Annotated in this window: 20 protein-coding genes; 7 read left to right on the top strand and 13 right to left on the bottom strand. The window is 32.9% G+C overall.

The genetic code is table 11. The features are described 5' to 3' along the window. Nucleotides 1-4: 4 nt before the first annotated feature. The 5 genes from AC15TD_RS11210 to AC15TD_RS11190 all read right to left on the bottom strand — a co-directional run bounded on the left by AC15TD_RS11210 (nt 5) and on the right by AC15TD_RS11190 (nt 4,375). Nucleotides 5-466, bottom strand: coding sequence for an NADH-quinone oxidoreductase subunit C (locus AC15TD_RS11210; protein WP_484452239.1), 462 nt, complete (start codon nt 464-466; stop codon nt 5-7). 9 nt (nt 467-475) lie between these two features. Further along, the gene (locus AC15TD_RS11205; RefSeq protein ID WP_484452238.1) at nt 476-1,069 is read right to left on the bottom strand and encodes an NADH-quinone oxidoreductase subunit B; all 594 of its coding nucleotides are present in this window, start codon (nt 1,067-1,069) and stop codon (nt 476-478) included. Next, the gene (locus AC15TD_RS11200; RefSeq protein WP_484452237.1) at nt 1,060-1,410 is read right to left on the bottom strand and encodes an NADH-quinone oxidoreductase subunit A; all 351 of its coding nucleotides are present in this window, start codon (nt 1,408-1,410) and stop codon (nt 1,060-1,062) included. Before AC15TD_RS11200 ends, AC15TD_RS11205 begins: the two co-directional genes overlap by 10 nt. 92 nt (nt 1,411-1,502) lie before the next feature. Continuing rightward, nucleotides 1,503-2,516, bottom strand: a complete 1,014-nt coding sequence (locus tag AC15TD_RS11195; protein WP_484452236.1) for a 2-oxoacid:ferredoxin oxidoreductase subunit beta — start codon at nt 2,514-2,516, stop codon at nt 1,503-1,505. A 2-nt stretch (nt 2,517-2,518) separates the two neighbouring features. Beyond that, a complete protein-coding gene (locus AC15TD_RS11190; RefSeq protein WP_484452235.1) occupies nt 2,519-4,375 on the bottom strand; it encodes a 2-oxoacid:acceptor oxidoreductase subunit alpha in 1,857 nt (618 codons plus the stop codon). Between the two features lie 156 nt (nt 4,376-4,531). On the opposite strand from AC15TD_RS11190, the gene AC15TD_RS11185 reads away from it, so the two are divergent. From AC15TD_RS11185 to AC15TD_RS11175, 3 genes are all read left to right on the top strand, one after another. Further along, nucleotides 4,532-4,882, top strand: coding sequence for a 4Fe-4S binding protein (locus AC15TD_RS11185; RefSeq protein ID WP_484452234.1), 351 nt, complete (start codon nt 4,532-4,534; stop codon nt 4,880-4,882). Between the two features lie 275 nt (nt 4,883-5,157). Continuing rightward, nucleotides 5,158-8,691 carry a pyruvate:ferredoxin (flavodoxin) oxidoreductase gene (gene nifJ, locus AC15TD_RS11180; protein WP_484452233.1) on the top strand — a complete coding sequence of 1,178 codons (3,534 nt, stop codon included), beginning with the start codon at nt 5,158-5,160 and terminating at the stop codon, nt 8,689-8,691. 113 nt (nt 8,692-8,804) lie between these two features. Beyond that, nucleotides 8,805-9,179 carry a HEPN domain-containing protein gene (locus tag AC15TD_RS11175; protein ID WP_484452232.1) on the top strand — a complete coding sequence of 125 codons (375 nt, stop codon included), beginning with the start codon at nt 8,805-8,807 and terminating at the stop codon, nt 9,177-9,179. Between the two features lie 75 nt (nt 9,180-9,254). Here AC15TD_RS11175 and AC15TD_RS11170 read toward each other — a convergent pair whose 3' ends face one another. The 5 genes from AC15TD_RS11170 to trmB form a co-directional block, all read right to left on the bottom strand. Further along, on the bottom strand, nt 9,255-9,494 hold the full coding sequence (locus tag AC15TD_RS11170) for a NifU family protein (protein WP_484452231.1): 240 nt from the start codon (nt 9,492-9,494) through the stop codon (nt 9,255-9,257). 3 nt (nt 9,495-9,497) lie between these two features. Next, a complete protein-coding gene (locus AC15TD_RS11165; RefSeq protein WP_484452230.1) occupies nt 9,498-10,634 on the bottom strand; it encodes an Mrp/NBP35 family ATP-binding protein in 1,137 nt (378 codons plus the stop codon). 317 nt (nt 10,635-10,951) lie between these two features. Continuing rightward, the gene (locus tag AC15TD_RS11160; RefSeq protein ID WP_484452229.1) at nt 10,952-11,281 is read right to left on the bottom strand and encodes an MGMT family protein; all 330 of its coding nucleotides are present in this window, start codon (nt 11,279-11,281) and stop codon (nt 10,952-10,954) included. A gap of 3 nt (nt 11,282-11,284) precedes the next feature. Further along, the gene (locus tag AC15TD_RS11155) at nt 11,285-11,914 is read right to left on the bottom strand and encodes a lysine transporter LysE (protein WP_484452228.1); all 630 of its coding nucleotides are present in this window, start codon (nt 11,912-11,914) and stop codon (nt 11,285-11,287) included. A gap of 2 nt (nt 11,915-11,916) precedes the next feature. Next, a complete protein-coding gene (gene trmB / locus AC15TD_RS11150; RefSeq protein ID WP_484452227.1) occupies nt 11,917-12,591 on the bottom strand; it encodes a tRNA (guanosine(46)-N7)-methyltransferase TrmB in 675 nt (224 codons plus the stop codon). A 144-nt stretch (nt 12,592-12,735) separates the two neighbouring features. Between trmB and AC15TD_RS11145 the strand changes: the two genes are divergently transcribed. Continuing rightward, nucleotides 12,736-13,803: a glycosyltransferase gene (locus tag AC15TD_RS11145; RefSeq protein ID WP_484452226.1), complete on the top strand. Its 1,068-nt coding sequence runs from the start codon at nt 12,736-12,738 to the stop codon at nt 13,801-13,803. On the opposite strand, the gene AC15TD_RS11140 is transcribed toward AC15TD_RS11145, so the two are convergent. Both AC15TD_RS11140 and AC15TD_RS11135 read right to left on the bottom strand, forming a co-directional pair. Further along, nucleotides 13,777-14,820 carry a sensor histidine kinase gene (locus AC15TD_RS11140; RefSeq protein ID WP_484452225.1) on the bottom strand — a complete coding sequence of 348 codons (1,044 nt, stop codon included), beginning with the start codon at nt 14,818-14,820 and terminating at the stop codon, nt 13,777-13,779. The genes AC15TD_RS11145 and AC15TD_RS11140 overlap by 27 nt on opposite strands. Beyond that, nucleotides 14,820-15,500, bottom strand: coding sequence for a response regulator transcription factor (locus tag AC15TD_RS11135; protein WP_484452224.1), 681 nt, complete (start codon nt 15,498-15,500; stop codon nt 14,820-14,822). Before AC15TD_RS11135 ends, AC15TD_RS11140 begins: the two co-directional genes overlap by 1 nt. A 293-nt stretch (nt 15,501-15,793) precedes the next feature. Here AC15TD_RS11135 and AC15TD_RS11130 point away from each other — a divergent pair, with 293 nt between their 5' ends. The 3 genes from AC15TD_RS11130 to AC15TD_RS11120 all read left to right on the top strand — a co-directional run bounded on the left by AC15TD_RS11130 (nt 15,794) and on the right by AC15TD_RS11120 (nt 18,985). Next, nucleotides 15,794-16,048, top strand: coding sequence for a T9SS type A sorting domain-containing protein (locus tag AC15TD_RS11130; protein ID WP_484452223.1), 255 nt, complete (start codon nt 15,794-15,796; stop codon nt 16,046-16,048). Between the two features lie 100 nt (nt 16,049-16,148). Then, entirely contained in the window at nt 16,149-17,879 is a 1,731-nt protein-coding gene (locus AC15TD_RS11125) for a T9SS type A sorting domain-containing protein (RefSeq protein ID WP_484452222.1), read from the top strand. Between the two features lie 125 nt (nt 17,880-18,004). Beyond that, on the top strand, nt 18,005-18,985 hold the full coding sequence (locus AC15TD_RS11120) for a LuxE/PaaK family acyltransferase (RefSeq protein ID WP_484452221.1): 981 nt from the start codon (nt 18,005-18,007) through the stop codon (nt 18,983-18,985). Between the two features lie 107 nt (nt 18,986-19,092). On the opposite strand, the gene tyrS is transcribed toward AC15TD_RS11120, so the two are convergent. Continuing rightward, on the bottom strand, nt 19,093-20,388 hold the full coding sequence (gene tyrS / locus AC15TD_RS11115; protein WP_484452220.1) for a tyrosine--tRNA ligase: 1,296 nt from the start codon (nt 20,386-20,388) through the stop codon (nt 19,093-19,095). Nucleotides 20,389-20,473: the final 85 nt, after the last annotated feature.

Here is a 20,473-nt window from a genome sequence, read left to right as displayed (position 1 = left end):
TCATTTATTTAATAACCATATTAATCTCATCTTCATAGTCTTTTCTTAAAGGAAAGCCTTCCCATTCTTCTGTTAAAAACAAACGCTTTAAGTTAGGATGATTATTGAATGTTATTCCAAAGAAATCAAAAACCTCACGTTCATGAAATTCGGCTGTTTTCCATATATCACAAACGGAATCCAATTTTGGATTTTCCCTATCAGCAGTTTTTACTTTCACAACCATCATATGCCTATGCGCTGTAGACTCTAAATGATAAACAACACCTAATTCTGGTTGCCAGTCTACACCACTTAAACAGAATAAATAATCGAAACTAGTTTCTTTATTAGTCTTTAAATCTCTCATTAATTTATGAAGATGTTCGGGCGTAACCGCAATATTTAAAAATTGCGATTCTTCCTCAGAAAATTCTAAATCTGGAATCCAGTTGCTTATTAAACTTTGTAAGGCTTCGTTAGTCATAGCTTCTTATTATTTACCTTCATCAAATCCGTCAATAGGATTTTCTTTATGCTTCAAATTCTCAGTTCTAATTTTATCTTGAAGCATGAGCATACCTTGTAACAACGCTTCTGGACGAGGCGGACAACCAGGTACGTACACATCAACTGGAATAACATGATCTGCTCCTTTTACTACAGAATAGGTGTTATAGAAAAATGGGCCTCCTGAAATTGCACAAGCTCCCATGGCAATAACATATTTTGGTTCTGCCATCTGGTCGTACAAACGACGTAATACCGGTGCCATTTTATTGACAATAGTTCCTGCGATAATAATTAAATCTGCTTGTCTCGGGGAAGGTCTTGCTACTTCAAAACCAAATCTTGAATAGTCATGTCTGGCCGCACCAGTTTGCATCATTTCAATGGCACAACAACTGGTACCAAAGTAAAGCGACCAAAGTGAATTTGATCGCCCCCAATTGATTATTTTGTCCAATGAAGTAACAATCACGTTAGCTCCATTTCCCGCCGGAATAACTTTTCCAGGGAAATCTTCAGGAATTTGATTGTTTCTATATTCGGCTTGTGATAAATATCGTTCTTTGTCGTCTACTCCCATTTTAATGCTCCTTTTTTCCATGCATAAATTAACCCTAATCCTAAAATAAATAGGAAAACAAGTATCTCAATAATAGCTACAGATCCAAAATCTTTAAAAACAACAGCCCAGGGCACTAAAAATGCCACCTCAACATCAAAAATTAAGAATAATATAGCAAAGAGGTAATAGCCAACTTTAAACTGTACCCAAGTAGGTCCAATAGTAACCATTCCGCTTTCATAAGGTTCTCGTTTTTGTGGATTATCTGATTTATGAGAAATTAAATTTGATAAGAAATTCGCTCCTGCAACTAATACAATTCCAGCTAATAAAAATACTATAATCGCTTCTGATCCCATTTAAATAATCTGATTTTAAAAATTCAAAATTAATTGTATTTATTAACCTGAATACTAACATATGTCAGGTTTTAAAAATTAATTACTAAAGCTTATTTTACCGTATATATTTCTCCTGAAAAGAACAAGTCATTTGTTTTTGTAAACTTAGAATTTGCCTTTACTTGTCTTGTTAAGTCATCTTCTCGCTCTTCTAGAGTTACGTCATCAAAACTTCTTATGATACCAGTTGCGACAGGATCTTCTAAGCGCACCAACATTTGATGCATGGTAGGATCCTTTTCTTTGGCGTTATGTATTAAAATATCATCTTCAGTAATACCATTCTCACCAATAGTAACAACTTCTAATTTTAGGTTATTCAAAACCAATCCTTTATCGCGGTTTTTACCAAAAACCATTGGTTTACCATGTTCTAAATAGATCTGTTTATCTTCTTTTACGTCTTTATTTGTAATATTACTAAAACAGCCGTCATTAAAGATAACACAATTCTGTAAGACTTCAATTAATGAGGTTCCTTTAAACTGATGGGCCTCAATAAGCATTTGCGAAATATCTTTTGGCACATTCCCTCCTATTCTACCAAAAAACCTAGCTCCTGCTCCTAATGCCAACTCACCAGGACGAAATGGTGGTTGTGTATTTCCGTAAGGAGACGATTTGGTTTTCTGACCAACTAATGATGTTGGTGAAAATTGTCCTTTTGTTAATCCGTAAATCTCATTATTAAACAATACAATGTTTAAATCAACATTTCTACGCAGTACATGGATAAAATGATTACCACCAATAGCCATGGCATCACCGTCACCTGTCATAACCCAAACACTTAATTCTGGGTTCGCCAATTTTACTCCAGTAGCAATGGCTGGAGCTCTACCGTGAATGGTATGCATCCCGTAGGTATTCATATAATAAGGAAAACGTGATGAACACCCAATACCGGACACAAATACAACATCTTCTTTTTTAACCCCCATTTCTGGAAGTGCTTTTTGCATAGAACGTAAAATAACATAGTCATCACATCCAGGACACCATCTTACTTCTTGATCGCTCGCGAAATCTTTAAAAGTGTATTTTTTTTCAAGAGTTGCTTCCATAATTATTTTACTATTTTTTTAAATTCTTCGATAAGTTCATTGTTTCCAAATGGTAAGCCTTGAACTTTATTAAATTGCAAAAATTCAATACCACTGAAATTAATCCTTAAAACCTTAGCAAACTGACCATTATTTAATTCACAAACAACAATTTTTTTGAATCTAGATAACAATTCACCTGTGTTTTTTGGTAATGGATTAATGTAATTAAAGTGAGCAAACCCAATGTTTTTATAACCGTCTTCATTTATTTGTTTTACAGCAGAATGTAATGAACCATAGGTTCCACCCCAACCGATAACCAATAAATCTCCTGAATCAGTAAATTCCGTTTTAATTTCAGGAATATAATTTTGAACGCGCTTCACTTTTTCGGCTCTGATATTAGTCATTTCTTGATGATTCTCTGGCGCCTGATTGACATCACCAGTTACTTTGTCTTTTTCTAAACCTCCTAAACGATGTTCAAAACCTAAGGTTCCTGGGATCCCCCAATTACGAGCCAAAGTGTCTTCATTTCTTGTGTAAGGGTGCCAATCTTCTATAACACCTTTAGATATATTATTTTTTATTTCTGGAAGATCATCAATACTTTGGATTTTCCAAGGAGCAGATCCGTTAGCAACATATCCATCTGTTAACAGAATGACTGGTGTCATATGTTCTAAAGCTAATTTAGATGCTTGAAACGCAAAATCAAAACAATTAGAAGGTGTGCTTGCTGCAATAACTATTACTGGGCTTTCACCATTTCTACCATACATAGCTTGTAATAAATCTGATTGCTCTGTTTTTGTTGGTAAGCCTGTTGATGGACCTCCACGCTGCACATTAACAACCACTAAAGGCAATTCCATCATCATAGCCAAGCCTAAAGCTTCACCTTTTAAAGCCAACCCAGGTCCAGAAGTTGTTGTAATCGCTAAATCTCCGGCAAAAGCTGCACCTATAGCAGAAGATATTCCAGCGATTTCATCTTCAGCCTGAAAGGCTTTTACACCAAAATGTTTATGTTTTACCAGTTCATGTAATATGTCTGTAGCTGGTGTAATTGGATAGGATCCTAAATACAACTCTAAACCTGATTTTTCAGCTGCCGCTAAAAATCCCCAAGCCGTAGCCGTATTACCCATAATAACCCTATAGGTTCCTGCAGCCATTTTTGCAGGTGAAATGGTATAGGCGTTTGGAATTAATTCCAAGGTCTCAGCAAAATAGTAACCTGCATTTAAAACCTTAGTATTGGCTTCTATTAAATGCGGTTTTGTTTTAAATTTTTTATTGAAGAAATCAATAGTATGTTCTTTAGCACGTCCATACATCCAATACACCATTCCTAAAGCAAACATATTTTTACTTCGAGTTATGGATTTATTATCTAATCCTTCAACATCTTTTAACGCTTCTTTTGTTAATGATGTCATGTCGACTTGAATCACTCTATAGTTATCTAAACTATGATCTTCAAGCGGATTGTTTTCATATTGTGCTTTCTCTAAATTCTTTTTACTAAAAGCATTTGTGTCTACTATAATAGTATGACCCGGCTTTAATGCATATAAGTTTGTTTTTAAACCTGCAGGATTCATCGCCACCAATAAATCTAAATTATCACCTGGCGTACTTACTTCAACACTTCCAATGTGTACCTGAAAACCTGACACACCATATAAGCTTCCTTGCGGCGCTCTAATTTCTGAAGGATAATTAGGAAATGTTGCAATATCATTACCAAACATGGCTGATGTATCGGAAAATTGAGTCCCTGTTAATTGCATTCCATCACCTGAATCTCCAACAAAACGAATAACAACGGCCTCTAACACTTCTGGTTGGAGTTCCATTTTTTCTGCTAACATAATCTATTTAATTTAGTTCAAATTCATTAAATGTTATTATATTTAATGTGATCAAAGATAATTTCACTTTTTAATATGAAATATGATTTATGTCATTTAAAAGAATTCAAATTAAGATTAATATTGCACTATATTTTTATTAAAACATTTTAAATTATGGCTATAATTATAACTGATGAATGTATAAACTGCGACGCATGTGTTTCTGAATGTCCTAACAATGCAATTTATGAGCCAGATCAAAACTGGTCTTACTCTGATGAAACAGCTTTAAGCGGAAGCGTAACAACTCCCGATGGAAGAGTAGTTGATGCGGATGCGGAAAATGATCCAATTTCAGATGAATTCTATTTTATTGTTACAGATAAATGTACTGAATGTAAAGGATTTCATGATGAACCACAATGTGCTTCTGTTTGCCCAGTAGACTGTTGTGTTCCCGATGAAGACCATGTAGAATCTGAAGAAGCTCTTCTTGAGAAAAAAGCTTGGTTACACGGCGAGTAATTTTTAAAAAATAATTACTTTTTGCTCTAGGCAATATTTAAGATTAAGCATCTTTAATATACTATTTTTTTTAATTTGGTATATAGAAAAAGGTATAGGCTAAAATTTAGTCTGTACCTTTTTTTGTTTAGCTTTTCTTCAAATATGATATATATCATAAAAATAAAAATTTGATGTTTTTTTTATAACTGACATTAATCATAGAATAACTTATTCAATGTTTATAATTTCACTTCCTAATATTTTTAGTATCTGAAAATAAATTATATAGTATTATGGAAAAAGGATTTGAAAAGATAATATGTGATGCCAATGAAGCGGTAGCCCGAGTAGCGCATAAAACTAATGAGGTTTGTGCTATCTATCCTATAACTCCTGCATCACCTATGGGTGAACATGTAGATGTTTATAGTTCAAAACATCAAACGAATATTTGGAATAATATTCCTAGAATTGTTGAAATGCAAAGTGAAGGTGGTGCTGCAGGTGCAGTTCACGGATCATTACAAGCTGGAGCATTAACAACAACATTTACAGCATCACAAGGATTACTCCTTATGATTCCGAACATGTATAAAATAGCTGGAGAATTATTACCAAATGTTATTCATGTAGCAGCAAGAACTATCGCTACCCACGCCTTATCAATATTTGGTGACCATTCAGATGTTATGGCAGCCAGACAGACAGGTTATGCGATGCTTTTTGGAAGTTCTGTGCAAGAAGCTCAAGATTTTGCTCTTATTTCTCAAGTCGCTACTTTAAAATCTAGAGTGCCTTTTTTGAATATTTTTGATGGGTTTAGAACCTCCCATGAAATTTCAAAAATAGATAGTATTCCTGATAGTATTATAAAAGCTATGATGCCTGAAGATAATATTATGGATCATAAAAAACGCTCTTTAGATCCAGATCATCCTGTAATTAGAGGAACGTCTCAAAATCCAGATGTCTTTTTCCAAGCACGTGAAGCTGCTAATTTATTTTATCAAAACGTTCCTGAAATTGTTCAGAATACCATGGACGAGTTTTACGAACATACCGGAAGACGCTATAATTTATTTGACTATATAGGTCATCCAGAAGCAGAACGGGTTATTATCATTATGGGTTCTGGTGAAGGTGCCGTTAAAGAGACCGTTAATGAAATGGTAGAAAGAGGCGAAAAAGTTGGGGCTCTTTTAGTTAGATTATTTAGACCATTCACAATAGAAGATTTCATCAACGCCATTCCTGAAAGCGTTAATAAAATAGCTGTATTAGACAGAACAAAAGAACCTGGAAGTATTGGTGAACCATTATACTTAGATGTTATTACAGCAATTTCTGAGAGTGAAAGAGAGATGCCTATTGTGGTTGGTGGACGTTACGGATTATCATCAAAAGAATTTAACCCAAGAATGGTTAAAGGTGTTTATGATGAATTATTAAAAGACAAACCTAAAAACCATTTCACTGTTGGCATTTATGATGATGTTACACATACTAATTTAGAAATTGACAATTACTTTACTGTAAAACGATCTACTATCAATTGTATGTTTTATGGCTTAGGTTCCGATGGTACAGTTGGAGCCAATAAAAACTCCATTAAAATTATTGGTGACACTACTGATAATTATGTTCAAGGATATTTTGTTTATGATTCTAAAAAAGCAGGTGCACAAACTATTTCTCACTTGCGTTTTGGTCCAGACCCAATTCATTCTACTTATTTAATTGATAAGGCCGATTTTATAGCAAGTCATCAATTTAACTTTATTGAAAAATACAATATGTTAGTTGACTTGAAACAAGGTGGTACCTTCTTATTAAATTCTCCTTATTCAAAAGATGACATCTGGGATGAATTACCTCAAAGACTTCAAAAAGAAATTATTGAAAAAGAAGTAGAGTTTTATGTAGTAGATGCAAGTAAGGTTGCACAAGATGCTAACCTTGGAAAACGTGCAAATACGGTTTTACAAACTTGTTTCTTTGCTATTTCTGGTATCTTACCAAAAGAAGAAGCCATTCAAAAAATTAAAGATGCCATTGTAAAATCATATTCTCATAAAGGAGAAAAGGTTGTAAAAATGAATTTTAATGCAGTTGATAAAGCCCTTGAGAATTTACAGAAAGTTGAATACCCAAATATTTCAACCAGTGAAAAGCAATTACAATCAGCAATGACTGGTGCTCCTGACGGATTTGTAACTGAAGTATTAGAGAAAATACTAGCAGGAGCTGGGGATGAACTTCCCGTAAGTGCCTTTCCTGTTGATGGAACCTTCCCAACAGGCACTACACAATATGAAAAAAGTGGTATTGCAGACTTTATTCCTATTTGGGATGATGAAAGCATCTGTACCCAATGTAATAAGTGTGTTGCTATTTGCCCTCATGCTGCCATTCGATCAAAAGTAGTTAATAATGATATGTTGACAAATGCACCATCATCATTAAAACATGTTCCTGCTAAAGGACGGCCTTTTGATGCTAAAACAGAATCTTACGTTTTACAAGTGTCTCCAGAAGATTGTACTGGATGCGATCTTTGTGTAGCCGTTTGTCCTGCAGTAAGTAAAGAAATAGATGATTTTAAATCTATCAACATGAGGAAAAAACTTGATTTTGATAAAGAAGAAAATATAAATTGGGACTATTTCACAACGCTTCCGTATTATGATCGTAACGAATTACAGATTACTAATGTAAAAGGATCACAGTTCTTAGAACCTTTATTTGAATTCTCAGGCGCTTGTTCTGGTTGTGGTGAAACACCTTATATTAAATTACTTACTCAATTATACGGCGATAGTATTTTAATAGCGAATGCGACAGGATGTTCTTCTATTTATGGAGGAAATCTTCCAACAACGCCTTACAAAACTAATCAGTTTGGAAGGGGGCCAGCATGGGCAAATTCACTCTTTGAAGATAATGCTGAATTTGGTTTAGGAATGAAATTAGCACTCACTAAGAAACAAGAAATAGCTGTTGATTTATTAAAATCATTAGAATTTCTAGTTGGTAGTGAAATTGTTGAATCAATTCTAAATAATCCTGAAGTAACAGAAACAGAAAAAGCTAAAAAAATAGCAGACATTGAAGAACTTAAGAAAACATTACTCGTTCTTGATAATAATGATGATGCTATTAAACTTAGTCAATTAACTGAGTATCTGCGTAAAAAAGCCGTTTGGATTCTTGGTGGAGACGGTTGGGCATACGATATAGGTTATGGTGGTGTAGACCATGTATTAGCTTCTGGTGAAGATATTAATATTTTAATAATGGATACCGAAGTTTATTCCAATACTGGTGGACAAACCTCAAAAGCTACGCCTCTAGGTGCAAGTGCTAAGTTCTCAGTATCTGGGAAGCTAACAAGTAAGAAAAACTTAGCCTTACAAGCTGTTTCTTATCAAAACGTGTATGTAGCTCAAGTAGCTATAGGTGCAAAAGATATGCAAACACTTAAAGCTTTTGAAGAAGCTGCTGCTTATCCTGGACCTTCAGTAATTATTGCTTATTCTCATTGTGGTGAGCATGGCTATGATTTAAAAGACGGAGCCTCACAACAAGGAAAAGCTGTTGAATCTGGTTATTGGCCTCTATTTAGATTTGATCCTCAACAAGTAAAAGGGAAAAAATTTAGATTAGACTCTAAAAAACCTACTATTCCATTAAGTGATTTCATGTATAATGAAACACGTTTTACAAGAGTTGTAAAAGAGAATGCTGAGTTAGGTAAATCACTGCTTAATCAAGCTCAAGAAGAAGTAAATTCAAAATGGGAACGTTTAGAGATTTATAGAGATATGTAATTCTATAAAAATCTAAAGGTTGAAAGTTAAATACCTTAAAGCGATATTCTAGATGCTATGAAATACTAGCATTTAGAATATCTTTTAAAAATAAACTTTAAAATTCATTTATTATGGGAACAAAAGCAAAGGAATATTTTCTAAGTGCCCAAGTAAAACTAGATGAGGCCAAAAAAGAATTATTCAGACCTGAAGAAGATATAGTTTCATACTTGGTTTGCAAAAACTCACAATTTGCTATTGAAAATTATTTGAAAGGCTATCTTTTAAAAAACGGCGTTGATATTGAAGATTGTACCACAATAGATAATCTATATGACCAATGTCTAGTTATTAATAAAAATTTCGAAAAAGTTGATTTATCAGATTTTCAATGTAAAGGACATAATTTAGATTCTCGATTTTGCACTGAAATTCCAACAGTAACCAACTGTTTTGATACAGCTGACAACTTAGATACATTCTTAAGAAAAGAAAAAATCATTTAAACTAAACTAATTAATGCTGAAAAAGGCAGTTAATCTAAGATTAACTGCCTTTTTCTATTATCGTAATATTAGTAATTAGAGAACGTTAGTAACCGTTTCAATTTGTGGTGCAAACTTTTTTATAGTCATTTCAACACCAGATTTTAATGTCATTTGATTAACACTACATCCTACACAAGCACCTTTAAGTTGCACCTTAACATGTTTGTTATCTTCAATTGAAACTAATGAAATATCACCGCCATCATTTTGCAAAAAAGGGCGGATCTCATCTAATGCTTTTTCTATATTTTCTCTTAATTCTTCAGTGGTCATAACCTACTTTTTTACGGCAGAACATCCTGCCATTGTGGTGATTTTTATAGCTTCAGTTGGTGGTAAATCTTCATTTCTATTAACAACCTCCTGAACAACATTTTGGGTAATCACTTTAAGTGCCTCAGATAGAGGTGTGTCTATTTGTAAGGCAGCAGGACTCCCAACATCACCAGCTTCACGAATACTTTGAACTAAAGGTATAGCTCCTAAAAATTTAACACCTAAATCTTCTGCAAGATTTTTTGCTCCATCTTTTCCAAAAATATAATATTTATAGTTAGGTAATTCATTTGGTGTAAAATAGGCCATGTTTTCAATAATACCAAGTACTGGCACGTTAATACTCTCCTGTTGAAACATCGCTACTCCTTTTTTGGCATCAGCTAAAGCTACTACTTGCGGTGTACTTACAATTACAGCTCCTGTAATAGGAAGTGACTGCATAATACTTAAATGAATATCTCCCGTCCCTGGAGGTAAGTCAATTAATAAAAAATCAATATCTCCCCAGTGCGCATCAAAAATCATTTGGTTTAAAGCCTTTGCTGCCATAGGTCCACGCCAAACTACTGCTTGATCTGGCTGAGTAAAAAACCCTATAGAAAGTACTTTAACACCATAATTTTCCACAGGCTTCATTTTAGATTTTCCACCAATTTCAACAGCCAAGGGACGCTCATTTGCAACATCAAACATAATAGGAATAGAAGGTCCGTAAATATCAGCATCTAAAACACCAACTTTAAAACCCATTTTCTGTAATGATACAGCTAAATTTGCTGTAACGGTAGACTTTCCTACACCACCTTTTCCAGATGCCACAGCTACAATATTCTTAATTCCAGGAATGGCATTGCCTTTAATAACGTTAACTTTTGGTTTTTCTGAAGCTTCAACTTTTACATTAACAGTAATTTTAGCTTTTTCATAGACCTTATCATGAATTACTTTCATGATATCAACTTCAGTTCTTTTTTTTGCTTGCAAACTTGGGTTAGTAATCGTAATATCTACGATAACTTCATCACCAAATGTCATCACATTTTTTACAGCTCCAGTTTCAACCATATTGCCACCGTCACCGGGAGCCGTTATGGATTCAAGTGCTTTAAGTATATCTTGTTTGCTTAATTTCATGTGTTAAAATTTATCGTTTTTTTTCGTCATATGTTACATTCATAAAATTATATCTCTGAGCGACTACATATATAGTCATGAATGTTTCATCTGCTTTTTAATTTAATTTGAATTTTAAATCATCTCAATAAATCTAATTTATAATCATTAATTTAGATTTATTCTAAAGTACAAATATACATTGAAAAGTTAATACTTTAAAGCAGGTTTATTGAAATGATTGATAAAGATATATGCTTTGATTATTATAAAAACTGATTTAAATCATATCAAAAAAAATAAGACATGAAATAATCATTTAAAGGACATTTTTTTAGTTAAATCTCTTGGTTAGGATCCCAAAACACGCTTTCGAAATCTTGAATTTGGTTATCCACAACTTTAACACCTTCGCTTTCTAAAAGTTGCTGCATAAGGTTAGTTCCCTCAAAGTGATGCTTCCCCGTTAGTAACCCTTTACGGTTTACTACTCTGTGTGCAGGCACATCTTTGTTATGAGAACCATTCATGGCATATCCCACCATGCGTGCGCTTTTGGCCGCTCCTAAATAGGTAGCTATGGCACCATAACTAGTAACCTTTCCAAAAGGAATTTGTTTGGCGACCTCATAAACTTTATCAAAAAAACTGGATGATTCTAATGACATAGTCTATAATTCTTTAATAATATTCACTAATGTAACTATAGAAATAATACCAGTAATACAACCAATTAGATAATTCATACTTTTTTGTGAAGCAATAGATTTATCTTTTATTTTATGAAAAAAGAACATGTACACATAAAGCATCACAAAGGTCCCCATACCGGCACCTGCAACATATGATATGATACTTATTTGACTAAGATCTAACCACCCAAATGATGCCAACGTTATGGTCATATACGCTTGATAAGGAATAGGAAATACATTAATTGCTGACAATAATACACCTTGAAAAAAACGGCTGTGTTTACTTCTTATTTGAGGCTCTATTTGTGATTTAAGTTTTTCTTTTGCTATAAATAAATAATAAATAGTAATTAAAATAAAAATAACAAAGGCGACACGCTGAAGAATATCTATAACCTCCCTATGATACGATAAATATCTAGCGAAAATAGAGGCTATATACGTTTGTGCAAAAACAATAACGCAAACACCAATAGAAAACATGATGCCTCTTACATGTCCTTCTTTTAAGCTAATTTTAGCCGCGGTCATATTTAACAAACCGGGCGGTACAACCCCAATTAATGCCACAATTAGTCCTAAAAAAAAGATGAAAGTAATGTTCAATGCTATTTAATTTTGAACCTAATATACGTAATTGGTTTGTTTTGTTCTAAATATTGAGACTCATAAAAAGTTTGGATGCTAGTTACCTCTTCCGGACTTCCTTCTTGTTTATACACATTATGATTGGAATACAATACCTCATGGCCTTCACCATGCAATAAACCGAGTGTATATCCATGCATAAACTCGCTATCTGTTTTTAAATTAACGACACCATCTGGTTTTAGAATTGATTTATATTTTTTTAAAAATATTGAATTCGTCATGCGGTGTTTTGTTCGCTTATATTTTATTTGGGGGTCTGGAAAAGTAATCCATATTTCATCAACTTCATTGTTCGCAAAGGCAAAATCAATAAGTTCTATTTGAGTTCTTAAAAAAGCGACATTGTCAAGATTTTCTTCGATAGCAGTTTTAGCGCCTCTCCAAAAACGAGCGCCCTTAATATCTATTCCGATAAAGTTTTTATTAGGATATTTTTCTGCTAAAGCAACCGAATACTCTCCTTTTCCACAACCTAATTCTAATACTAATGGATTATCATTTTTAAAATATATCTCATTCCAACGTCCTTTTAAATCATATTCATTATTAACCAGCTCATCTCTAGTTGGTTGAAATACATTCTTAAATGTTTCGTTTTCTTTAAATCGTTTCAGTTTATTTTTGCTTCCCACGCCTTTTAAAAATTTTGGTAAAATTAAGGAAACAAATTAGCTTTATCTTTGTTTTTATATAAAATGAAAATCTTAACCTTTATAGGTAATTCGTTTTATTAAAAATTCTAATTGCATCTGACCAAAAAAAATATTGACCAACTGATGAAATTCAAAACTCGCATTTTAATAGCCCCCTTAAATTGGGGTTTAGGTCATGCTACAAGATGCATCCCAATTATTAATGCTTTAATTAATTCCGGTTTTGAACCCATAATAGCAAGTGACGGTGCCTCACTTAAGTTACTTGAAAAAGAATTCCCCGCTTTAAAATGCATAGAACTTCCTTCTTATCATATTATGTATTCTAAATATGGTCTTTTATTAAAATGGGAGCTATTCAAAATCCTTCCGAAACTTTTTTTTTCGATAAAAAAAGAAAAAAAATTAATTCAAAGAATCATTAAAAACTATCATATTAAAGGTATAATTTCTGATAATCGTTTTGGTGTTTACAGCGTAAACAGAAATATTCCTTCAGTATATTTAACGCATCAATTACAAGTTTTGAGTGGCATGACAACCTGGTTAACTACCAAAATTCATCAACAAATTATAAAAAAGTATCATGAATGTTGGGTTCCTGATTTTGATAATAAGCCTAACTTGAGTGGAACATTAGGGCATCTTAAAACGAGGAAGGTAAATCTTAAATTTATAGGTCCTTTGAGTAGGTTTAACAAAACCATGTCAAACTCAAATTACGATATTATGCTATTATTATCAGGTCCAGAACCTCAACGAACACTTTTAGAACAAAAGGTTTTATGTGAATTAAAAGACTATAAAGGAACAGTCGTTGTGATACAAGGGAATGTTGAAAATATTCAAAAAGTAACACATCAGAACAAGGTAACTACTTTTAATTTTATGACCACTGTTGAACTTGAACATACTATTAAAAGCAGTGATTTAATCATTTCGCGTTCTGGGTATACTTCTATCATGGATTTTGCTTCTCTTGAAAAGAAAGTTTTCTTTATTCCAACACCTGGGCAATACGAACAATTATATTTAGCCAAAAATCTGCAAAAAAGTAAGATAGCACCTTTCTGTAAACAAAAAGACTTCACGATTAAAAAGCTAAAACATATGAACCTTTATAACGGATTTAAACACTTAGAAAATGAGGTTAATTATAAAACTTTATTTAGTCTTTTCAAGGGTGAATGAGAATTCACTTCCTACTCCCATTTCACTTTCAACATATATTTTTTCATCATGGGCTTCAATAATATGCTTTACAATAGATAAACCTAATCCAGAACCGCCTTCAGCTCTTGATCCGCTTTTATCTACTCTGTAAAAACGTTCAAATATCCTTGATAAATCGCTTTTTCCAAGTCCTATTCCATTATCAGTAATTCTAACAATTACTTTGTTTTTTATAAGATTTTCTATACTAACCTCGGTCGTACCTTTTTCCCTTCCGTATTTTATGGAATTAACAATAAGGTTAATCAATACTTGTTGAATACGCTCTTTATCTGCGTTCACCATAATTGGCTTGGAGTAATCCAGATCAAAAGTGAGCGTTAATTTTTTCTCTGCGGCTCTCATTTCAAACATATCAAAGACATTTCTAACCACTTCAACAATATTAAAATTCTCAATATTAAGTCTTAAATCTCCTATTTCTAATTTGGTAATCATATCCAAATCATTGACAATGTAAACCAACCTTTCAACGCCTTTACTCGCTCTTTCGAGATATTTTTTTCTAATCTTATCGTTGTCCATGGCACCGTCCAATAAAGTTAAAATATAACCTTGAACAGTGAATAATGGTGTTTTTAACTCATGAGATACATTGCCAAAAAACTCCTTCCTGTATTGCTCTCTTACTTTTAACGTTTCTATCTCAAGCTTTTTGTCTCTGGCAAACCTATCTATTTCTTGGGTAAGTGTTACCATATCGGTATTTATGGGTCCACGTGCTAAACTTGCCGATTCTAATAGGGTTAAATCATCATAAATTTTCTTTACCCGTTTATAGATAAAACGTTCAACTCTAAATTGAATAACAATAAATGAAAATAGATACGTCGAGAGCGCAAATACGAGCAGAATTATCCATTTAACTGTATAAAAACCATATAAAAAAACACTCATCAAGAGCGTAATAAAAAGTGTTATATACAGCGATGTTTTAATCGCAAACTTATATGTTCTTTTAAATTTTGCTCGCATTAATCTACAAACTTATACCCTACGCCTTTTATTGTCTTAAAAGATTCATCACCTATTTTCTCTCGCAATTTTCTAATATGAACATCTATCGTTCTTCCGCCTACAACAACTTCGTTACCCCAAACTTTATCTAATATTTCATCACGTTTAAAAACTTTTCCTGGTTTTGATGCTAACAACGATAGTAATTCAAACTCTTTTCTCGGAAGAATAATTTCTGTTCCATTTAAAACAATTTTGTATTCATCTCTATTAATAACCAAGTTTCCAATTTTAACAGAATCTACCACTTCTTGTTCCTTAAAGCGTCTTAAAAGTGCTTTTACTTTACTCACTAATACTTTTGGCTTTATTGGTTTAGTAATATAGTCATCTGCACCTGCATCAAAACCTGCTACTTGAGAATAGTCCTCGCCTCTTGCCGTTAAAAACGTAATAATTGTATCTTTTAAATCTTTGTTTTGCCTAATAATTTCGCAAGCCTCAATACCATCCATTTCTGGCATCATTACATCCAGAATAATTAAATGTGGATGCTCCTTTTTTGCTTTTTTAACAGCTTCAACACCATTTTCGGCAGTTAACACTTGATACCCTTCATTTGACAAATTATAACCAACTATCTCTAAAATATCGGGTTCATCATCAACTAAAAGAATCTTAATATCTTTTTTATTCATAACAGCTAGAAATTATTTCTAAGAGTAAAGATAAAACTAATAACATATATTCACATTAAATTTAATATAAATAACCTTATGATAACCTTATGATAACCTTGAACTTATAGTGTTTTAACCTTTCGTTGAAAAACCTTTTTTTTTAACATTAGTTTGGTACAACTTTTGAACTATTTCATTAAATTTACTGAAAGTAAGTACCTACTATGAAAAAAAACTACCTTGTATTATTTCTATTTTCCCTTTTATTTTTGATTTCCGTACAAGGATTTTCTCAATCAAGTAGACAAAATATGTCCTCGCAAGATCGTATTGAAGGGCTTTCTATATATCCAAATCCTGTAACTAATGGTAAAGTATTTGTTTACATTACTACCCAAAAAAATCTATCTAAGAAAATAGAAGTATATAATGTTTTAGGGAAAAGAATCTACAGTATAGATTTATCTGGTAAAGAATTAAATATTTCGCAATTTAGTACCGGAGTATATATCTTAAAGATTACTGAAAACAACATTAGTGAAACCAGGAAATTAGTTATAAAATAACCTGATGTATTTCATCGATTAAAAACAACCTCTTAGATTGTTTTTTTCTTTAATGACTTAGTTTTAATTAATTTAAAGGACTATTTAATCCTTTATTATTATGAAAAAACTTTACATTTTATTTTTTAGTATTTTAACCACTTCATTTATATTTTCTCAAGAAATGCTCTTGAACGGTAATTTTGAGTCTTGGGACGATACAAGTACACCAACTAGTTATTCTAAAGCAGAAAGCACAACTCAAGAAACTACTCAAATACACGGTGGAACTTACTCTGCAAAGCAATTGGTAACTTCAACACAAGATATCGCTCAAGATATATCAGGAATTATATCAGGAAATTCATATACTATTACGATTTGGTATAAAGTTGAAGCAGGAGATGGCAGTGACGCACGTATATGGAGTTATTGGCTAAATGGAACAAGCACAGTTACAGATGCAAATACTGATGCAATTTTAAGAGGTCCTAATAACTCATATTTTGACAATAACGGTGGTGCTTGGGCACAGTATACAGCAACAGTAGTTGCACCGTCTGGAGTAAATGGTTTTAGATGGGAAGTAAGAGCATATAATGGAGCTACTGTTTATTGGGATGATTTTTCATTTTTTGCGGAACCTCCTTCAACTGATCCAACACTCACCCTTTTAGATTCTGAAACAAGTGGCGGCACTGTAACTGTTGGTCCTGAAGATCTTGCTGGTGACTTTCAATTTGCTGTTTCAAATTTTGTTGTTGGTGAACCAGGCACTATCTCTCAAGGTGATGGCTACGTTCATTGGGAAATTTTAAATATAACCGATGGAGGAATTCATGATTCGGGAGATGTATTTGACACTTCTCAAACTTATCCATTTACCGCATTAGACCCTTTTAAAACATATACATTAACCGCGGAGCTTTTAGACAACGGTGGTGCTTCACTTTCTACACCTGTAGTATATACGCTTACAGCAAACACTCTAGGTTATGTAATAGTTTCAGATATTGCTACTTTAAGAGCAGATGTTAGCTCTAATGGTGCTGGATCTTATTATGAAATTACGGGGGCTTCACTTGTAACTCATACAGACAGCTACTTTAACAGACATTGGGTACAAGACACTAATATTTCTGGAATATTAATATATGACAGTAATAATTTTATGACAACATATAATGTTGGAGATAATGTTACTGGTCTTAAAGGACAAACGGAAATTTCTAATGGCCTTTTAATATTGATACCATCTACAGATAGTGGTATTGTGTCATCTTCAGGAAACACAGTTACTCCTCAAATAGTAACCATTCCTGATTTTAATACTAATTATATAACTTATGAATCAGAGTTAGTAGAACTAGAGAATGTGACTTTTGATGCAGGTGATGGCGTTGCAACATTTAGCACAGGTTCAAACTATGATGTTTCATCTGATTCTGGAGCAAATATTGTAATAATGCGTACTGACTTCTTTGGTGCTGATTATATAGGACAAATAATACCTTCTACTCAATTACCAAGTTTAACGGCTGTTGCTGGTAGATATAATAATACCGCCCAAATTTATGCCAGAAGTTTAGCTGACTTTACATTAGACGCAAAAACTTTTAGCATAGCCAACTTTAAAATGTACCCCAATCCAACCTCTTTAGGGTATGTTACCCTTTCTAGCAAAAACAGTGCTCAAATGAGTGTTTCGCTATTTGATTTGTTAGGAAAGCAAGTCTTTAACAAAACGCTTAGTAGTAATAAACTTGATGTATCTGGTCTAAACTCGGGTATTTATATCATGAAAGTTATTCAAGACAATACTCATGTTACTAAAAAATTAGTGATTCAATAAGCATTAAACCTTATAAAATTAAAAAGCGTTGCCAGTGGCAACGCTTTTTAATTTTAGTACTTTTGTGTTTTGTTATCAACACAAAAATTGTATCACAATTTTCACTCGAACTGACAGTTTTTTTAATGATAGACACTAATGCCATTTTTAATATTCAATCTGAACAGGATTTCAGTGATTTAGCTTTAAAAATTTTTAACTACCAGTTTGAAAATAACCAAGTCTACCGTTCGTTTTGCGATTTGCTTTATATTCATCCCAGTGATGTGAAATCCATTAAAGAAATTCCCTTTTTACCCATTCAATTTTTTAAATCACATCCCGTTTTAAGTTCGAATGAGCCTATTCAAACTACTTTTACCAGTTCCGGCACTACAGAAAGTGCAACCAGCAATCATTTTGTTACAGATTTAAATATTTATGAAACCAGCTTTAGAAAAGGTTTTGAAGGTTTTTATGGGCCTATTGAAGATTATGTGGTTTTGGCCTTGCTCCCCTCTTATTTAGAACGTGAAGGGTCTTCATTGGTTTATATGGTTGATGCTTTTATAAAGCAGTCAAACCAACCTGAAAGTGGTTTTTACCTCAACAATTTGGCTGAATTAAAAGACACCTTAATTCATTTGGATTCTTTAGAAAAAAAAGTATTGCTCATTGGTGTTTCATTTGCACTCTTAGATTTGGTTGAAACCTACCAATTCAACTTAAAACACACCATTGTTATGGAAACAGGAGGTATGAAAGGGCGACGTAAAGAACTGATACGTGAAGAACTCCACAAGCAATTAAAACAAGGTTTTGGGGTTGAAACCATCCATAGCGAATATGGTATGACTGAATTATTGAGTCAGGCCTATTCTAAAGGGCATGGTGTTTTTAATGGCCCTAACTGGATGCGTATTTTAACCCGTGATACTCAAGATGCTTTAACAATTCAATCTAAAGGAAAAACAGGAGGCATCAATGTCATAGATTTAGCAAACATAAATTCTTGCTCTTTTATTGCAACCCAAGATATAGGAAGCGTTCATACTAATGGTTCCTTTGAAGTAATTGGACGCTTTGACCATTCAGATATTCGCGGTTGTAATTTAATGGTATTATAACTGTAAGGTTTCCTAAAAAAATACGACAAAAAAACCAGCTAAGAAAAAGAAAATATTTTCTAGCTGGTTGGTTAGTTTTAAGCCTGATGTCCCCCATCAGGCTTTTTTTATGATATACAAATTACAAAATAGTTCTTCTTACCACGTTGTAGCAAAACAAACTTATTATTAATCAAATCTGATGATGTAATTTTATAATTTTCTTTTACTTTTTCTTTATTTACAGAAATGGAGTTTTCTTTAAGCGCTCTTCTTGCTTCTCCATTTGATTTCAAAAACCCTCCTTTTTCAGCCAAAGCAGCAATAATATCTAGCCCATCTTCTATTTCAGATTTAGCAATTTCTGATTGAGGTACACCATCAAATACATCTAAAAATGTTTGTTCATTTAAGTGCTTTAAATCATCACTCGTAGAATTTCCAAATAAAATATTACTAGCCTTAATCGCATTTTTTAAATCCTCTTTAGAGTGCACCATCGTGGTTATTTCTTCAGCTAAACACTTTTGCAAAACGCGTAAATGTGGCGCTTCTTGGTGCACTTCTATTAATCCTTTAATTTCAGACTCCGTTAAAAATGTAAATATTTTAATATACTTTTCTGCATCTTCATCACTAGAGTTTAACCAATACTGATAAAATTTATATGGTGATGTTCTATTCGAATCTAACCATACATTACCACCCTCAGACTTACCAAATTTAGATCCATCGGACTTTGTAATTAAGGGACATGTAATGGCAAATCCTTTACCATTGTCAATTCTTCTAATTAATTCCGTTCCCGTTGTGATATTTCCCCATTGGTCACTCCCTCCCATTTGAAGGGTACAATTCTTTTCTTTATATAAATGCAGAAAGTCATAGCCTTGAACTAATTGATAGGTAAACTCAGTAAAACTCATGCCTTCTGAAGAATCAGATGAAATCCTATTTTTTACAGAATCTTTAGCCATCATATAATTTATTGTAATATGCTTACCGACATCACGAATAAATTCAAGAAAAGAAAAATTCTTCATCCAATCATAATTATTCACCAATATAGCGGCATTGTTCTCATTACTTTCAAAATCTAAAAAGTGAGATAATTGATTTTTTATAGCTTCCTGATTATGACGTAAGGTCTTTTCATCCAATAAATTACGCTCGCTAGATTTCCCCGAAGGATCACCAATCATCCCTGTGGCCCCTCCAACCAATGCTACCGGACGATGTCCGCAACGTTGATAATGAGCCAACAACATTATAGGCACTAAATTCCCTATATGTAAAGAATCTGCCGTAGGATCAAACCCAACATAAGCACTTCGCATACTTTCCATTAAATGGTCTTCTGCACCAGGCATTACGGTATGTATCATGCCTCTCCAAGTCAATTCTTCTATAAAATTCTTTATCATATTATAATATTTTTGGTAATCTAGCGCAAAGATAAAAATCAATGTATAATTACTGATGAATTCTGAATAATTCTTTACATTCGTT

The organism is Yeosuana sp. (assembly GCF_057126245.1).
This window is presented reverse-complemented; position numbering and strand designations above follow the sequence as displayed.

Bases quoted from the DNA above. Each gene is read 5' to 3' on its own strand.
- AC15TD_RS11145 (WP_484452226.1), top strand. From the start codon at position 12,736: ATGAAATTCAAAACTCGCATTTTAATAGCCCCCTTAAATTGGGGTTTA.
- AC15TD_RS11205 (WP_484452238.1), bottom strand. From the start codon at position 1,069: ATGGGAGTAGACGACAAAGAACGATATTTATCACAAGCCGAATATAGA.
- AC15TD_RS11135 (WP_484452224.1), bottom strand. From the start codon at position 15,500: ATGAATAAAAAAGATATTAAGATTCTTTTAGTTGATGATGAACCCGAT.
- tyrS (WP_484452220.1), bottom strand. From the start codon at position 20,388: ATGATAAAGAATTTTATAGAAGAATTGACTTGGAGAGGCATGATACAT.
- AC15TD_RS11160 (WP_484452229.1), bottom strand. From the start codon at position 11,281: ATGTCATTAGAATCATCCAGTTTTTTTGATAAAGTTTATGAGGTCGCC.
- AC15TD_RS11195 (WP_484452236.1), bottom strand. From the start codon at position 2,516: ATGGAAGCAACTCTTGAAAAAAAATACACTTTTAAAGATTTCGCGAGC.
- AC15TD_RS11190 (WP_484452235.1), bottom strand. From the start codon at position 4,375: ATGTTAGCAGAAAAAATGGAACTCCAACCAGAAGTGTTAGAGGCCGTT.
- AC15TD_RS11185 (WP_484452234.1), top strand. From the start codon at position 4,532: ATGGCTATAATTATAACTGATGAATGTATAAACTGCGACGCATGTGTT.
- AC15TD_RS11170 (WP_484452231.1), bottom strand. From the start codon at position 9,494: ATGACCACTGAAGAATTAAGAGAAAATATAGAAAAAGCATTAGATGAG.
- AC15TD_RS11125 (WP_484452222.1), top strand. From the start codon at position 16,149: ATGAAAAAACTTTACATTTTATTTTTTAGTATTTTAACCACTTCATTT.
- AC15TD_RS11175 (WP_484452232.1), top strand. From the start codon at position 8,805: ATGGGAACAAAAGCAAAGGAATATTTTCTAAGTGCCCAAGTAAAACTA.
- AC15TD_RS11165 (WP_484452230.1), bottom strand. From the start codon at position 10,634: ATGAAATTAAGCAAACAAGATATACTTAAAGCACTTGAATCCATAACG.
- nifJ (WP_484452233.1), top strand. From the start codon at position 5,158: ATGGAAAAAGGATTTGAAAAGATAATATGTGATGCCAATGAAGCGGTA.
- AC15TD_RS11120 (WP_484452221.1), top strand. From the start codon at position 18,005: ATGATAGACACTAATGCCATTTTTAATATTCAATCTGAACAGGATTTC.
- AC15TD_RS11140 (WP_484452225.1), bottom strand. From the start codon at position 14,820: ATGCGAGCAAAATTTAAAAGAACATATAAGTTTGCGATTAAAACATCG.
- AC15TD_RS11130 (WP_484452223.1), top strand. From the start codon at position 15,794: ATGTCCTCGCAAGATCGTATTGAAGGGCTTTCTATATATCCAAATCCT.
- AC15TD_RS11200 (WP_484452237.1), bottom strand. From the start codon at position 1,410: ATGGGATCAGAAGCGATTATAGTATTTTTATTAGCTGGAATTGTATTA.
- AC15TD_RS11210 (WP_484452239.1), bottom strand. From the start codon at position 466: ATGACTAACGAAGCCTTACAAAGTTTAATAAGCAACTGGATTCCAGAT.